Below are 14,855 nucleotides of genomic sequence, written 5' to 3' on the forward strand. Positions count from 1 at the left end.
TCTCCAGGGGTGAATGTAAGAGGACACGGAGTCCAGGCCCGTCCGCGATATGCGCCACGAGCATTCCAAAATCAGAGCATTGGGACGACCGCCGGGAGAGTTGCCTCCCGGCAATGTCAATTACTGAGCGGCCGCGACTTTTTCTTCCAGCTTCGGATCGACCACGGCGCCCGGGCGAACCCGCTGCAGGCCGTTGACGATGACCCGATCGCCGGCGTTGAGGCCGGATTCGACGATGCGCTGGCCATCGGCAGTGTCGCCAAGGCTGATCTGGCGATAGACCACCTTGTTGTCGCCATCGACCACGAAGACGAACTTCTTGTCCTGATCGGTGCCGATCGCCCGCTCACTGATCACCAGTTTGCTCTCGGCCTTCGGCTGGCCCATGCGGACGCGCACGAACTGGCCGGGAATGAGACGTCCGCCCGGATTGTCGAAGACGGCGCGCACGGTAACGGTGCCGCTTGCCGCATCGACTTCATTGTCGATCAGTTGCAGCTTGCCGTTGATCGGCGTGCCGTTGTCACTGGTGGTGCCGATTTGCACGGGGATCTGCTCGACCGGGGGTACTGCGCCATCGGTGACCGGAAGCTCAGCCAGCGCCTGGGTGACGGTCTGTTCACTCGCATTGAAGCTGGCATAGATCGGATTGACCGAGACCAGCGTCGTCAGCGCCGGCGAAGCCGAACCGCCGGCAACAAGGTTGCCGACCGTAATAGCGATCTTGCCGACACGGCCGGCGATCGGAGCGTGAACCTCGGTATAATCAAGGTTCAACTGCGCCGTCTGGAGCGATGCCTGCGCAGCCTTTAGATTGGCTTCCGCTTCCGCATAGTTGCTGGAGCGCGTATCCATGTCGCTCTGCGAGATCGTCTTGTTATCGAAGAGCTTCTGGCCGCGGTCGACTTCGACCTTGGCGAGATCGAGCTTGGCCTTTGCCGCGCCGACTTGTGCCTGCGCCTGGGCGACGGCCGCCTGGAAAGGCGCCGGATCGATCGTCACCAGCAGGTCGCCCTGCTTGACCAGAGCGCCTTCACGGAAATGCACCGACTGGATGGCGCCGGCCACACGGGGGCGGACCTCTACCCGGTCGATGGCTTCGAGCCGGCCGGAAAATTCCTGCCAAGCGGTGATATCGCGCGCCTGCACGGCCGCGACGGTGACTGGGATCGCCGGCATTGCCGCCGCTTTCTCCGTCGCTTGCGCGCCGCGCGGCAGATCCAGATAGAAGGTCGCCCCTGCAACAGTCGCAGCAACACCCATACCGGCGCCCCACAGGGCCCAGCGCTTACCGTTGGACGTCATGTTAGTCTCTCCTTGTGGTCCCGGCTTGGGACACGGGACCGAAAATTCCTATCGACTCGCTATCGTCAGGCTCCAGGCATCGCAGGTTCAAACGAACGCCCGCGGTCGCTCTCATTTCTGCGCCCAGAGCATTCTATCCGCTTATGGCGGCTCCACTCGAAAGTGGCATGCTCTGATCGATCAAGCCTGCACGTCTTCGACAAAACCCTTGAAGGAACAGCAGACATCCTGCTGCCACGACGGCTTGTCCTTCGACTGCCCGCCGTAGAGGGTGGGCCAGCCTGTCCCGGCGGGGAGGACGTGCTGGCGAACACGGACGCCTGCCTCCTTGAGGCGGCGGCCATATTCCATGCTCTCGTCGCGGAGCGGGTCGTCCTCGGCCGTGAGCACCAATGCCGGCGCGAGGCCCGAAAGCCGCGAACAGTATCGAGGCGCCGCATAGGGATGACAGACACCACCCAGGAAACCCAGGTAGCGATTCCAGCCTTCCGTCCAGCGCTCGCGCATGCCGCTTTCCTCCGCCTGGAGGAAAGATTTTGATCCCATGAAGGGATCAAGAAGCGGCGATATCAACACCTGTCCGTCCAGCGAACCGGGCATCTGATCGCGCGCCTTTAAAGCAACACCCGCTGCAACGTTGCCACCCGATTCCTCACCGGCCACAAACAGCAGCGACTTTTTCGCTCCGCCCAGCTCAAGCATGTTGCGCTTGTTGCTGAGGTAGGCGAAAATCCCGTAGGCGCATTCCAGCACCTGCGGAAAGGCATTCTGATTGCCGCTGGTATAGTCGGCGGCAACCACAATCACACCGGCCTCCGCAAGACTGGCGGCGACGGGCCGGACGGTTGCATGCTCGGTATCGAGAAAGGCGCCACCATGCAGATAAAGCACGATGGGTGCTGCCTTCTTGAGACCCTCGCCGTTATAGATCCGCGCTGCGACCGGTCCCGTAGGCACGTTTTCCAGCACAACATCTTTCCACGGCGCGCTCATGAACCCATATCCTTGTCTATTCTGTCGAACATGCCCCTTTCCTAAAGCCATTTCACAGGCTTGGCGACCATGTTCAGGATAATGCGGCTTCTAGCGCCCCGTGCCGCATTGCAACAATCATGAAGACAACATATTGTTATTCCGTTCTGAGAATAAGTGGCCTATATTCGACTAGACTATTCACGAATAACAAACAATCGACCGCTTTCTCTACGGTCGAAGGGCACCCTGAAATGGACCAGCTATCAGCAATGCGGGCATTTGCACGCGTGGTGGAAACGGGCAATTTCACCCGCGCCGCCGCAACCCTCTCGATGCCGAAGGCGACGGTGACGACGCTCATCCAGTCGCTCGAGGCACATCTGCACGCCAAGCTTCTGAACCGCACCACACGGCGCGTCATGGTGACAACCGACGGCGCGCTCTATTACGAACGTGCTATCCAGATCCTCTCCGAGATCGATGAACTCGACGGCAGCATCAGCAATTCGCAGAGCCTACCGAGCGGCCGCCTGCGCGTCGAAATGGCCGGCGCCTTCGCCGAAAAGATCATCATGCCGGCGCTTTGCGATTTCTACCAACGCTACCCGGACATCCATATCGATCTCGGGGTCGGCGACCGGCTCGTGGATTATCTCGCGGAGAATGTCGACTGCGCGCTGCGCGCCGGCATGCCGAGCGACCAGTCGCTGATTGCCCGGCGGGTGGGCGAGATATCTCTCATCACCTGTGCCGCTCCCCTCTATATCGAGAAATTCGGCCTCCCCGAACGACCGGACGAACTGGAGAGCACGCACTATGCCGTCAGCTATTTTCGCGCGCAAACCGGGCGGGTCATCCCGTTCGAATTTCAGCGCGGCAATGAATCGCTGGAAATCAACCCGCGCTACATCCTCTCGGTCAACGACAGTCGCAGCTACGTCAACGCCGCAATGGCCGGCCTCGGCATCGCCCAAGCCCCTGCGTTCATGATTCGCGACGAACTCGCCAGGGGCGATCTCATCCCCGTCCTCCCCGGCTGGACCCGCAGCCCCATACCGCTGCACATCGTCTATCCCCCGAACCGGCATCTGAGCAACAAGGTGCGCGTCTTCGTCGACTGGCTGGCAAAGCTGCTGGTGACGTCGAAAGTAAGCGAAGCCTGACATGTGAACCAACCGCCTCCCTGTCGGGAGACGGTTCCTCCTCGACACGATCCGGGTCAGCTCCAGGATGCTCCTGCCTGCTGCCGGACTGTCGCGTTCAGCCTGTTCCAGACGTTGTCGACCGCGATAGAGACAATCAGCGCGGACAGTGCGGTCTCGTCGTAGTGCCGGGCGGCCTCGTTCCAGATTTCGTCGCTCACGGCCTCCGGCCGGTCGGCAAGCCGGGTTGCCGCTTCGCCAAGCGCAAGGGCCGCCCGTTCAGCCTCGGTGAAATAGGGCATCTCGCGCCAAGCGGAAACGCCGACGATACGCTCGATCGTTTCCCCGTCCTTCTGCAGCTTGCGGAACCCCATGTCGGTGCAGACGCTACAGCCGTTGATCTGGCTGACGCGCAGATGCACGAGGTCCATTGTGTTTTCGGACAGGCCGCGATCCCTCAGCGAGGCGCTGAGCGCTAGCAGTGCCTGCAGGGTTTCCGGCAGGATAACAGCGGGGTTCTTCATACGAGCTTGCATCATTCTCTCCTTGGATGTTTTGGTCTTGACGATGTCGCCCCCGTGCCGATCCATTGTCACACCAGCCGGACCTCGTTCGTCATAGGCATGACGGAACAGGATGAGGGAATGTGACCGATGGACGAAAAAAAGTGGCAGGCGGAAAAATTCGAGGCCAACCGGCCGCATTTACGCGCCGTTGCCTATCGCATGCTGGGCTCACGGACGGAGGCGGAGGATGCGGTGCAAGAGGCATGGCTGCGGCTCAATCGCGCCAACACGTCAGAGATCGACAATCTCGGCGGCTGGCTGACGACGGTTACCGCCCGCATCTGCCTCGACTGGCTGCGCAGCCGCAAATCCCGGCGCGAGGAGCCGCTGACCATCCGCGTCCCCGAACCGGTCGTCAGCCATGAGGCAGGAAACGGCACCGATCCCGAACAGGAGGCATTGCTTACCGATTCAGTCGGCCTTGCGCTGCTGGTGGTACTCGAAAAGCTGACGCCGGCTGAACGGCTGGCATTCGTGCTGCATGATATGTTCGACATGGCCTTCGACGATATCGCCCCGATCGTCGGCCGCAGCACGGTCGCCACGCGCCAACTCGCCAGCCGCGCTCGCCGACGGGTGCAGGGAGTGCCGGTCGCCGCGGAGGCAGACCTCAGCCGTCAGCGCCATGTCGTCGATGCCTTCTTCGCGGCATCGCGCAACGGCGACATGACTGCCCTTCTCACGGCTCTCGATCCGGACGTTGTCTTCCGCGCCGATGCGGTGGCGACGCGAATGGGTGCGCTGGCCGAAATCCGCGGCAACTCCGCCGTTGCCGAAACCTTCCGCGGCCGCGCCCAGGGCGCCCGGCTTGCCGTCATCAATGGTGCCGTCGGCGCCGTCGTCATCCTCGGCGGGCAGTTGCGCATCGCGCTTCGCATCACAATGGCCGATGATGGCAGGATCATCGGCATTGATGCGATGGCCGATCCCGAACAGTTGCGCAAACTCGAGGTGCTGCTGATCGATCCGTGAGGGCTTCACCCCAGCCGCGTCGGGCTCGTCCCCGTCAGCCGGCGAAACATGGCGATGAAGGCAGAGGCGCTGCCATAGCCGAGCTGCGTCGCGATCCGCCGCACCGGTTCGCCGGCCTCGATCAGCGCCAGCGCCTTGACCAGCCTCAGCCGCTGGCGCCACTCGTTGAAAGAAATACCAAGGTCATCGTTGCAGCGGCGGGACAGTGTTCGCTCGGTCGTTCCCATGCGGCGCGCCCATTCCGCCAGCGAATGGCGATCGCCGGGATTGGCCTGCAACGCCCTGAGCACAGGCTCCAGCAACGGGTCGTCGGACAGCGGCAGATAGCTTTCTCTGCGCGGGGCAAGGCGAATCTGGTCGACCAGGACTTGCGCCAGCCGCAAATCATCCTCCGTTTCGGGAAGCGAAATATCGCGGGCGGCGAAGTCCGCCAGGATCGCCTTCAACAATGGGCTGATGCTGAGCGTCGAAGGCTCGGCCGGCAGGTCGGCGCAGAGTGCGCGCTCGACATAGACTGTGACATAATGCAGGTCATGCAGGTTCCATGCGCCATGCATCGTGTCGGGCGGTAGCCAGATGGCGTAATGGGGTGGAGACAGATAGCGCACGCCTTCGATGACGAACTCGGCGACGCCCGCAAGGGCATAGTTGAGTTCGCCCCATGGCTGGCTTTTGGCCGGGAAGACCGTGCCGCCCTTGTAATGCTCCGTGCGGAAGGAAACCGGACGCGGCGGATCCCCCTCGATGCGTGGTTCGCGCGCCGCCATCCCCTGCTCCGACATGTCCGCAATCCGCTACCTGTGTCTGAAACTCGCTATATACTGGAAATCAGACAGCCAGTAAAAGCAACATCAACATAACCCCGACCCGGCCGACCATCCGACAGGAGGACGCCATGAGCAGCAACCCGACTTCTTCGACCAACGACACCGCCGCCATCATGACGAGCGCGGCGCTGGCGCCCCTGCTCACCGTCCTTATCTGGTCCGGCAACACCGTCGTCACCAAGGCCGCCGCCGGCGTCATTTCGCCCGGCTCGATCTCCTTTTATCGCTGGCTGCTGGCCTTTCTCATCCTGCTGCCCTTCGTCGGCCCGGCCGCGTGGCGGAACCGCGCGCTTCTCAGCCAATACTGGCTGAAGATCGCCACCCTCGGGGCGCTCGGCATGGTGATCTACCAGAGCCTTGCCTATGAGGCGGCCAAGACCACCTCGGCGGTCAATATGGGTGTGATCGTGGCATTGATGCCGCTGCTGTCGACATTGCTGGCCGGAGTGTTGGCCTGTGAAAGACTGACGGCGACCACACTTGCCGGTGGGGTCATCTCCCTGATCGGCCTGATCTACCTCACCTCGCACGGTGATCCCGCAACCCTGCTGAGCGGCGGCTTCCATATCGGTGACGGCTTGATGATCGTCGCCGTACTCTCAAACTCGCTCTATGGTGTGATGCTGAAGCGCTGGGCGATGCCGCTTCCCATGTGGCAGCAGCTTTTCTGGCAGATCGGCTTTTCGACCATCCTGCTGATCCCGGTCTTCCTGATGGGCGATATCTCACCCATCACGTCAGCCAACCTGCCGCTGATCCTCTATGCGGCCATTCCAACATCGCTGGTGGCGCCTCTTTGCTGGATGATCGGCATTCAGAAGCTGGGCGCGGCGCGAACTTCCCTGCTCATCAACCTCCTGCCGATCGTCGTCGCGGCCCTTGCCTGGGCCGTCCTCGGCGAACAGCTACGCGCCTATCACGCCATCGGCGGCGCACTTGCCCTTATCGGCGTCGGCATCGGCCTTCGCCAGACAAAAGTCGCCAAGGGTGAAGAGGAGCCCGGCGCCGATCAGGCGGCTTGGGAAACCGAAGAGGTTTGACACGACTGCCCTTCGCTTTACGATATCCGGCATGACTGGAATCGCCCAAGCGTGAGGGAAACGAGCGTGCACATGGCCCTGGAACCGGTGTCATCGAGAACGACCATCCAGGAGAGCATTCCGCCGAGATGGGCGAACCCGGCATCGGGCTGCGCGACGGCCATATGTTCACCCCGCGCCTGATAAAGCGTCTCGGCCTTTCAATGGAAACAAGCGCAATCCGCTTTTCTCTGGTACACTACGGTAAGCTCGAAGAGATCGCCCGCTTCGAAAAGGTTCATACCGAGGTCATGGCGCGGCACAGATAAGCCGCGTGTGAGCGGTGGCGGCGCCCGAACAACTCCGCCACCGCAATGCCTCCCCGCCTCAATCCTGGCCGACGCCTTGATGGTGCTCGAAAAGAGATCAAGAGCGAGCAGGCGCAATAGCCCCCGCTATCAATCGAAGGCGGCGCCCGAAAGGTGATTGTTGACCGACGATTTTACCTCGCCGATATCCTTCCAGAGCCCGGCGATGATGATGGGCTCGACATCGGCCATCAGTTCGCGCAGCCAGCCCTCATGGGCCGCTGCCATGGTGGTGAAAATCTCGTCGCCCTTCTTCGTCAGCTTGGCGACGGTCACGCGCCGGTCGCCTCCCGGCGTCACGCGCAGCACCAGACAGTCGGTTTCCAGCCGTTCCACCAGACCCGTGACATTGCCGTTGGTGACCATCGTGCGCTTGGAAAGCTCACCGAGCCGCAAACCGCCGTGCTCGCGATAAAGTTGCGCCATCAGATCGAGCTGCGGTAGCGTTGCGCCGAACTCATTGCGCAGACGGCGGCGGATTTCCCGGGATATCAGCTTTGTGGTCGATAGCATCCGCAACCAGAGCCGCAGCTCCTTCTTGTTGCCCTCCTGGGCTCCCTGGACGATGACTTCCAGATCGACGGTTCCGCTCTCGGATTCTGCCATGATTTCAGCTCTGATCGTGACGTTGCTATCTCATATAGGAAGGGTCTGCGGAGCAATATTTGAAATGTCAAAGGTTTAGCGGTTAAGCCCGGAGGCCATCACTTCGCCAGCATTTCCCCAGCATGAGCGTCCCGAACCGCAATGACGACGGCAGGCTAGGCCGGCTTTTCCTCTGGCGCCCCTTCACCTCCTCTGTTAACCACCGCCCCCATGTAGCAGCTCTATGCTCAAAGGTGCCTGCGACGGGTCCGGGTCTTGGCGGAGACTCAGATTCTTGCTCGCGTCATCACTGAAATAGCAAGATCCCACGAGGAGATATCGTTCATGGAGGAACGGTTTTCAGGCGCCGTTTTGCGGCATAACCATAATGGCTCCGAGAAACGCCCGACCATGGGCGAAATTGGGCTCAACCACTTCGCTCCCTATCTGATGAACCGGCTGATAGCCCGCTGGAACAACAACATCTCGGAGGAGCTGCGCGAATACGACATGACGACCACGAAGATGCGCGCGCTCGCCATCCTCAGTGTCTCCTCGTCGATCACCATCAACGAGCTCTCCGTCTTCGCCGTTACCGAGCAATCGACCATGAGCCGAACCCTGGACTCGCTCGAGCAACAGGGCCTCATCCGCCGCCAACCCCGCGCCGAAGACATGCGCGTGCGCGACGTCTCCATCACTGAAGACGGCCGCGCCGCCTTTGAAAAGGTCTGGCCGACCCTATACGATCTGTTCCTGCAGATGTTCGACGGCGTGGAAGAAGCCGAATACCGTGCCTTCATCGCGACGCTGCATAAGGTGCTGAACAATATCAGGAAGCATGCGATCTGAAGGACGAACTCGTACTAGCTGGGCCAACTCGATGACAAAGACAGTGATTCTGGGTCAGGAACACGATCAAAAACTTCGAGACACCGTCATGGACGTTGTGCGTCAACTCGGAGCGTCCGTCATAAGTCGGAACTGGGCAGTCGCTGGCTCGCAAGAAATCGAGACAGTTCTGCTGCAACTGGCTGGGCAAGAAATAACCATTGAGGCAGAAACTTACGCTGGACTTTCCATCACCGGCGACGAGAAAACGATCAAAGAGATCTCGGAGCGCGTAAAGCAAACCACTCACAGCATCCCAAGCTGATCTTCTCCGATCTTTATGGGGCGGCTACAGCGATCAATCTTCGGGAAAATTTGCCGACCATAAAGCACACGCAAAATGCGTACGGTGTCGACTTCGACCGTAAACGCAATCGATACTCGACGCCCGAAACCTATGATCCTGATACCGGGAACAGATCAGCGGCGCAGCCCGATGAAGGCAATGCTCTTCTCGTGGAAGACATCGCCGCCCGCGCCAACGAGATCGACCTGGTGATGATCAACGGCTACGGTTTTCCATCGCACAAAGACGTGCCGATGTTTGCCGCAGAACAGCGCTGAAAGCCGTCACGCCCCCTCACGCAGCCGATGACAGCAGCGTGAACAGTTCCTGCGGCCGGTTGACGCCGCGCAGCGCATAACGGCCGACCGAGACCAGATCGTTGCTCTGATCCGCCGCCAGGGTCTCGACGAAATTCGACGACATCAGAATATTGCGGTCAGCCGAACGGCACATGGAAGCGATGCGGCTGACCTCGTTGACAGCAGGGCCGATGACAGTGAAATCCAGGCGGTCCATGCTGCCGATATTGCCGTAGAAGACATCGCCGATATGCAGGCCGAGATAGACTTCCGTCACCGGTCTGCCCTCGATCTGCCGCTGAGAATTGAGGTCACGCAACCGCTGGCGCAGCAGCGATTCCGCCATCAACGCAGCCGCGCAGGCATCAGCGGCGTCCCTGGCCTTGAAGATCGCCAGTGTACCGTCACCGATCAACTTCAGCACATTGCCGCCAGCTTCGTGGATCGAGGAAATCACCGCATCGGCATAGGCATTCAGCATCGGGATGATTTCATCCGGCTCGGCCGTGTCCGAGATGCGAGTGTAGTTGGCAAGGTCGGAAAACCACAGCGCCGCCGAGATGCGCTCGGCCTTGCCGCGCGTGATCTTGCCCTCGAGAACATGCCGGGCGGCATCCTCACCCAGATAGACCTCGGCAATGGTGCGGGCGATGCGGCTGGTGCCGGTGCATTTGATCGCCAAGGCGAGCGCCGGCGTCAGCTTGCGCAGCACGCGCAGGTCCTCGTCGCAGAAACCCATGGCGGCGGCGGTGGCGAAGTTGGAATAGAAACAATCCATCTCCCCAATCGTGCCGCCCTCTTCAAAGCGGTGCACCATGGCGATGTAGTCCGTGTGACCATCGGCGTGCAGCGTATCAAGACCGTAGAAATCGATCGGATCGCCAAAACCGATCCGTCGGCGCACCTCATCCGTGTCTGTCGTCAACATGTGATGGAAGGAGGTGCGCTGCCAGTTCTCGGCGGCGATCCCCTGATGCGACGGGCCATATTCGAACTCGCGCTCGATCGCCTGGCTGCCGTCCCAGCGGAAGGCACGGCCTTCGTAGACCGGATGCAGCGTGTCCATCAGCGCCATGGCGCGATCGAGATTGAGACCATGCTGGCGGCAGGCCTCGCAGAAGCCCGTCAGGATATCGGCTTCTCCCATGCCCTTGAGGCCGGCCTGCATGAGCCAGCTGGCGATTTCGCCAATGTCCTTCGCGTCCATGGATATCTCCCGACCCTCTAAAGGATTCGCTTTAATACGAAACTTATAGGCTTGGAATGCCAAGCAACACAAAATAGTCCCGACGGACGCAAGTGATCGCCGCTCCTGTGGCACAGAAGCGGCGATTTGACACGCTGGAAGAGTATCGGCGAAGCTTCAGCCCCTTACATGCGGCTTCAGCAGATCCTCCAGCCCGATTCGACGAAAGAGTTCGGCGCGGACGCGATCGGCGACACCATTGACGATTTCCGCGCCATCCTCGGACGGATCGATATGGATGCGGAAGGGACGTGTGCCGAAAGGCATGTTGACGACATCAACAATAGCGACGGCAACAGAAGCAGCATCCGCGTCGGCAGGCTCGAGCGAGGCCAGCCCCTTCAAAGCCTGGTCTGGAACGCCGGCATAGGGACCATCGTCATATTCGGCAGCGCGAGCCTTGTCAGCGGGCGAGCCCGAATGAGCAAAATGGTTGGTACCCTTGGTGAAGGCGCCGGGCACGATGATGGCAGTCTCGATCCCCCAGCGGGTCAGCTCGGACGCATAGGAGACGGCGAGCGAATCCATGGCGGCCTTGGCGGCGAAATAGGGCGAGAGGTAGGGCGGCGTGCCGCCGCGGGTGCTGGACGAGGACACCCAGACGACAAGGCCTTTGCCCTGCTGGCGCAGATGCGGAAGTGCTGCACGGTTGACGCGCTGGGTGCTGAGCACATTGATATCGTAGAGCTCGGCGAACTGTTCCGGCGTGAAGGCCTCGGCTGGGCCGAAGGACATGTGGCCGGCATTGTGGATGATGGTGTCGATGCGGCCTTCCTGCTCGATGACCTTGGCAATACCGGCTTCGACTGAGGCGTCCGAGGCGACGTCGAGTTCGACCGACTTCAGGTCGACGCCGTTCTCCCTGGCGAAGGCGGCGGCTTCAGCGACTTGGGGCGCGTTGCGGCCTTCGGTTTGGCGCATGCCGGCATAGACGGTGTGGCCGGCCTTGGCGAGAGCGCGGGCGGTCAAGGCGCCGAAGCCGCTCGATGCGCCGGTGATGACGATAACTTGCTTGCTCATGATCCTGTTCCTTGTTGGATGATTATGGTGAGGGTGAAGGGTGGTGAGCGGCGGGCAAGGCCCGCCGCCGATCCGGAAACTCAGACCATGCCGCCATTGGCGCGCAACGTCTGGCCGTTGATCCAGGAACCATCGGGGCCGGCGAGGAAGGAGACGGTGGCGGCGATGTCCTCAGGCGTGCCGAGGCGCTCTAGCGGGTTCATCTTGGCCATGCGGTCGATCAGCTCGTCGCTCTTGCCGTTGAGGAAGAGATCGGTGGCGGTCGGGCCGGGCGCGACGGCGTTGACCGTGATCGAGCGGCCGCGCATCTCTTTAGCCATAATGCCGGTCAGCGTTTCGACGGCAGCCTTGGTGGCGGCATAGACGCCATAAGCCTCGAGCTTCAGCCCGACGACGCTGGTCGAGAAGTTGATGATGCGGCCGCCGTCACGCAAGCGCTTGCCGGCTTCGCGCAACGTGTTGAAGGTTCCCTTCAGGTTGATGGCGATCTGACGGTCGAAGTTGGCATCATCGGCATCGGTGATCTTGGCGAGCTGCATGATGCCGGCATTGTTGACGAGGACATCGACACCACCAAAAGCAGCTTCAGCTGCATCGAACATGCGACGCACGGCTTCGGCATCGGAAACATCGGCCTTGGCGGTCAGTGCCTTGCCACCCTTTTCTTCTATTCTGCGGGCCAGTTCCTCGGCGGCGGCTTCACTGCCGGAGTAGTTGACGACGACGGTGAAGCCGTCCTTTGCGAGGCGTTCCGCGATTGCGGCGCCAATGCCGCGAGATGCACCGGTAACGATGGCTACTCTGTTGGAATTGTTGGTCATTGTCTTCATCCTTCATATCTCTGCGCCGTGGCGCGTTTCGATAAAGGGAAGATGCCTCTTTTCAATCGGCGGATAATCATCCATTAATCGGCATCACTATCCGAAATTAGCGAACAAACAAAATGGACAGATTCGATGCCATGCGGGTGTTTTCCCGCGTCGTGGAGCGGCGCAGCTTCACGCTGGCCGCCGAAGACACCGGCCTGCCGCGCTCGACGGTGACCGATGCCGTCAAGCAGCTAGAGGCGCGGCTCGGCGTTCGCCTGCTGCAGCGAACCACACGGCATGTCAGCCCGACGCTCGACGGCGAGGCCTACTACCAGCGCTGTCTGCGCATCCTGTCGGATATTGAAGACGCAGAGGGTGCCTTTGCCGGCGCCAAGCCGAAGGGGCTGTTGCGCGTCGATGTGCATGGGACGCTCGCCCGGCATTTCGTTCTGCCCAACCTGCCCTCCTTCCTCGAAACCTACCCAGAGATCGAGCTTTACATGAGCGAGGGCGACCGTTTCGTCGACCTGATCCGCGAAGGCATCGATTGCGTACTGCGCGTCGGCACGCCGCAAGACAGCGACATGATCGCCCGCCGCGTCGCCATGCTGGAGGAGATCACACTGGCCGCGCCGGCCTATATCGAGCGCTTCGGCATGCCGACGCACCCGGAAGCTCTCGACGGCCACCGCATGGTCGGCTTCCGCTCCTCGGCGACGGGCGGATTGCTGCCGCTGGAATTCACCGTCGACGGCGCGATCCGTAACATCACCTTGCCCGCCACGGTCTCCGTCAACGCCGCCGAGAGCTATTTTTCGGCCGCCAAGCTCGGCCTCGGCCTGATCCAGGTGCCGCGCTATCACGCTGAGGAAGCCCTGAAATCCGGCGAACTGGTTCATGTCCTCAAGGACTTTCCGCCGACCAGGACACCGGTCTCAATGCTCTACCCCCGCAACCGCCAGCTCTCGCCGCGCGTGCGCGTCTTCATCGACTGGCTCGTCCGGGTTTTTGCCCGACAAACTGAGGCTGAAGGCAGTAGTGGATGAATATTTCCCCGAACCGATCAAATAAATGAAACCAGCTCTTTGAATGCGCCGACTGTGCTCCTACGTCGAAGGGGATAGTCTCGCCGGCGCCCGTCCGCGCACGCCGCCATGACCCCTGTGATTTTCTTGAGGGACTGGATCCATGACTGAACAGAAGCAATTGAAGCTCGGGGCCTTCATGCGTCCCGTCAGCCTGCATACCGGCGCATGGCGCTATCCCGGCGCCTACCCGGATGCGAATTTCAATTTCCAGCATATCAAAGGCTTCGCCCAGGAGCTGGAAAAGGCGAAGTTCGATGCCTTCTTCATGGCCGATCACCTTGCCGTGTTGAACATGCCGGTCGAGGCGTTGAAGCGCAGCCATACCGTGACGTCGTTCGAGCCGTTCACGCTGCTCTCCGCACTTGCCGCCGTCACCGAAAGGATCGGGCTCGTTGCCACAGCGTCGACCACCTTCGACCAGCCCTATCACATCGCCCGACGCTTCGCCTCTCTCGACCATATCAGCGGCGGCCGCGCCGGCTGGAATATCGTCACAACCTCCAACCCGGACGCAGCGCTCAATTTCGGCCTCGACGAGCATATGGAACATGGCGAGCGCTATCATCGCGCCCGCGAATTCTACGATGTCGTCACCGGCCTCTGGGACAGCTTTGCCGACGATGCCTTCATCCGCGATGCCGAAAGCGGCATCTTCTTCGATCCGGACAAGATGCATGTGCTTGCGCACAAGGGCGAGGAACTGAGCGTGCGCGGGCCGCTCAACATCGCCCGCCCGCCACAGGGCTGGCCGGTGATCGTTCAGGCCGGGCAATCCGACGTTGGTCGTCAGCTTGCCGCCGAAACGGCGGAAGCGGTTTTCGCCGCTCCACGCAATCTCGCCGATGGCAAGGCGATCTTTACCGACATCAAGGGCCGGATGAAAAAGATCGGCCGCAACCCGGATCATCTGAAGATCCTTCCTGCCGCCTTTATTGTCGTCGGCGATACCGTCGAGGAGGCCAAGGCCAAGCGCGCCAAGCTCGATAGTCTGGTGCACTACGACAGCGCCATCGCCTCCCTGTCGATCTCGCTCGGTCATGACGCTTCCGGCTTCGACCCAGACGGCCCCTTGCCGGCAACGCCGGAAACCAACGCCAGCAAGAGCGGCCGCGAACGCGTCATCGCCTTGGCCGAAGAGGAAAAGTTGACCGTGCGCCAGCTCGCCCAGCGCCTCGGCGGCTATGCCGGCCTCGCCTTCGTTGGCACGCCGCAGACCATCGCCGACGAGATGGAGCAATGGCTGCACGAGGAAGGCTCCGACGGCTTCAACGTCGTCTTCCCCTTCCTGCCGCAGGGCCTGCTCGATGTCACCACCCGCCTCGTTCCAGAACTGCAACGCCGCAGCATCTTCCGCCGCGACTACGAAGGCACGACTTTACGCGAACATCTCGGCCTGCCGCGCCCAGACAATCGCTTCTTCCCATCGCTTTCCGAAGCGGCGCAATAAGAGACAACCG

Annotated in this window: 17 protein-coding genes; 9 read left to right on the plus strand and 8 right to left on the minus strand. The window is 61.3% G+C overall.

All coding sequences use genetic code 11. The annotated features are described in order from the left end of the window. Positions 1–120: 120 nt before the first annotated feature. Together RRH01S_RS17055 and RRH01S_RS17060 are read right to left on the minus strand one after the other, a co-directional pair. Complete coding sequence (locus tag RRH01S_RS17055; protein ID WP_034517690.1) at positions 121–1,305, minus strand: efflux RND transporter periplasmic adaptor subunit; 1,185 nt, start codon at positions 1,303–1,305, stop codon at positions 121–123. Between the two features lie 180 nt (positions 1,306–1,485). Continuing rightward, on the minus strand, positions 1,486–2,298 hold the full coding sequence (locus RRH01S_RS17060; RefSeq protein WP_007703431.1) for an alpha/beta hydrolase fold domain-containing protein: 813 nt from the start codon (positions 2,296–2,298) through the stop codon (positions 1,486–1,488). A 233-nt stretch (positions 2,299–2,531) separates the two neighbouring features. Between RRH01S_RS17060 and RRH01S_RS17065 the strand changes: the two genes are divergently transcribed. Beyond that, positions 2,532–3,443, plus strand: a complete 912-nt coding sequence (locus tag RRH01S_RS17065; RefSeq protein ID WP_012652165.1) for a LysR family transcriptional regulator — start codon at positions 2,532–2,534, stop codon at positions 3,441–3,443. A 56-nt stretch (positions 3,444–3,499) separates the two neighbouring features. Here the strand turns inward: RRH01S_RS17065 and RRH01S_RS17070 are convergent, their stop codons facing one another. Next, the gene (locus RRH01S_RS17070; RefSeq protein WP_034519248.1) at positions 3,500–3,958 is read right to left on the minus strand and encodes a carboxymuconolactone decarboxylase family protein; all 459 of its coding nucleotides are present in this window, start codon (positions 3,956–3,958) and stop codon (positions 3,500–3,502) included. A 117-nt stretch (positions 3,959–4,075) separates the two neighbouring features. Here RRH01S_RS17070 and RRH01S_RS17075 point away from each other — a divergent pair, with 117 nt between their 5' ends. After that, positions 4,076–4,960 carry a sigma-70 family RNA polymerase sigma factor gene (locus RRH01S_RS17075; RefSeq protein WP_034517687.1) on the plus strand — a complete coding sequence of 295 codons (885 nt, stop codon included), beginning with the start codon at positions 4,076–4,078 and terminating at the stop codon, positions 4,958–4,960. A gap of 5 nt (positions 4,961–4,965) precedes the next feature. Here the strand turns inward: RRH01S_RS17075 and RRH01S_RS17080 are convergent, their stop codons facing one another. Next, positions 4,966–5,742 carry an AraC family transcriptional regulator gene (locus tag RRH01S_RS17080; protein WP_042473243.1) on the minus strand — a complete coding sequence of 259 codons (777 nt, stop codon included), beginning with the start codon at positions 5,740–5,742 and terminating at the stop codon, positions 4,966–4,968. 113 nt (positions 5,743–5,855) lie between these two features. On the opposite strand from RRH01S_RS17080, the gene RRH01S_RS17085 reads away from it, so the two are divergent. Then, a complete protein-coding gene (locus RRH01S_RS17085) occupies positions 5,856–6,827 on the plus strand; it encodes a DMT family transporter (RefSeq protein WP_042473246.1) in 972 nt (323 codons plus the stop codon). A 128-nt stretch (positions 6,828–6,955) separates the two neighbouring features. Then, positions 6,956–7,135: a hypothetical protein gene (locus tag RRH01S_RS17090; protein WP_034517681.1), complete on the plus strand. Its 180-nt coding sequence runs from the start codon at positions 6,956–6,958 to the stop codon at positions 7,133–7,135. A gap of 129 nt (positions 7,136–7,264) precedes the next feature. Here RRH01S_RS17090 and RRH01S_RS17095 read toward each other — a convergent pair whose 3' ends face one another. Continuing rightward, positions 7,265–7,780: a MarR family winged helix-turn-helix transcriptional regulator gene (locus tag RRH01S_RS17095; protein ID WP_034517679.1), complete on the minus strand. Its 516-nt coding sequence runs from the start codon at positions 7,778–7,780 to the stop codon at positions 7,265–7,267. 324 nt (positions 7,781–8,104) lie between these two features. Between RRH01S_RS17095 and RRH01S_RS17100 the strand changes: the two genes are divergently transcribed. The 3 genes from RRH01S_RS17100 to RRH01S_RS34440 are packed head-to-tail and all read left to right on the plus strand — an operon-like array spanning position 8,105 to position 9,214. Beyond that, complete coding sequence (locus RRH01S_RS17100) at positions 8,105–8,611, plus strand: MarR family winged helix-turn-helix transcriptional regulator (protein ID WP_034517677.1); 507 nt, start codon at positions 8,105–8,107, stop codon at positions 8,609–8,611. Between the two features lie 31 nt (positions 8,612–8,642). Beyond that, a complete protein-coding gene (locus tag RRH01S_RS17105) occupies positions 8,643–8,915 on the plus strand; it encodes a hypothetical protein (protein WP_034517676.1) in 273 nt (90 codons plus the stop codon). A 50-nt stretch (positions 8,916–8,965) separates the two neighbouring features. Continuing rightward, on the plus strand, positions 8,966–9,214 hold the full coding sequence (locus RRH01S_RS34440; protein WP_042473250.1) for a hypothetical protein: 249 nt from the start codon (positions 8,966–8,968) through the stop codon (positions 9,212–9,214). A 16-nt stretch (positions 9,215–9,230) separates the two neighbouring features. On the opposite strand, the gene RRH01S_RS17115 is transcribed toward RRH01S_RS34440, so the two are convergent. From RRH01S_RS17115 to RRH01S_RS17125, 3 genes are all read right to left on the minus strand, one after another. Beyond that, complete coding sequence (locus tag RRH01S_RS17115) at positions 9,231–10,442, minus strand: adenylate/guanylate cyclase domain-containing protein (protein ID WP_007703388.1); 1,212 nt, start codon at positions 10,440–10,442, stop codon at positions 9,231–9,233. Positions 10,443–10,598: 156 nt separating this feature from the next. Continuing rightward, a complete protein-coding gene (locus RRH01S_RS17120) occupies positions 10,599–11,501 on the minus strand; it encodes an SDR family oxidoreductase (RefSeq protein WP_034517672.1) in 903 nt (300 codons plus the stop codon). An 80-nt stretch (positions 11,502–11,581) separates the two neighbouring features. Next, the gene (locus RRH01S_RS17125; RefSeq protein ID WP_012652174.1) at positions 11,582–12,322 is read right to left on the minus strand and encodes an SDR family oxidoreductase; all 741 of its coding nucleotides are present in this window, start codon (positions 12,320–12,322) and stop codon (positions 11,582–11,584) included. 122 nt (positions 12,323–12,444) lie between these two features. On the opposite strand from RRH01S_RS17125, the gene RRH01S_RS17130 reads away from it, so the two are divergent. Continuing rightward, a complete protein-coding gene (locus tag RRH01S_RS17130) occupies positions 12,445–13,356 on the plus strand; it encodes a LysR family transcriptional regulator (protein ID WP_012652175.1) in 912 nt (303 codons plus the stop codon). A 142-nt stretch (positions 13,357–13,498) separates the two neighbouring features. Beyond that, positions 13,499–14,845 carry an LLM class flavin-dependent oxidoreductase gene (locus RRH01S_RS17135; protein ID WP_012652176.1) on the plus strand — a complete coding sequence of 449 codons (1,347 nt, stop codon included), beginning with the start codon at positions 13,499–13,501 and terminating at the stop codon, positions 14,843–14,845. The last annotated feature ends 10 nt before the right edge of the window (positions 14,846–14,855 follow it).

This window comes from Rhizobium rhizogenes NBRC 13257 (assembly GCF_000696095.1).
Classification (GTDB): domain Bacteria; phylum Pseudomonadota; class Alphaproteobacteria; order Rhizobiales; family Rhizobiaceae; genus Rhizobium; species Rhizobium rhizogenes.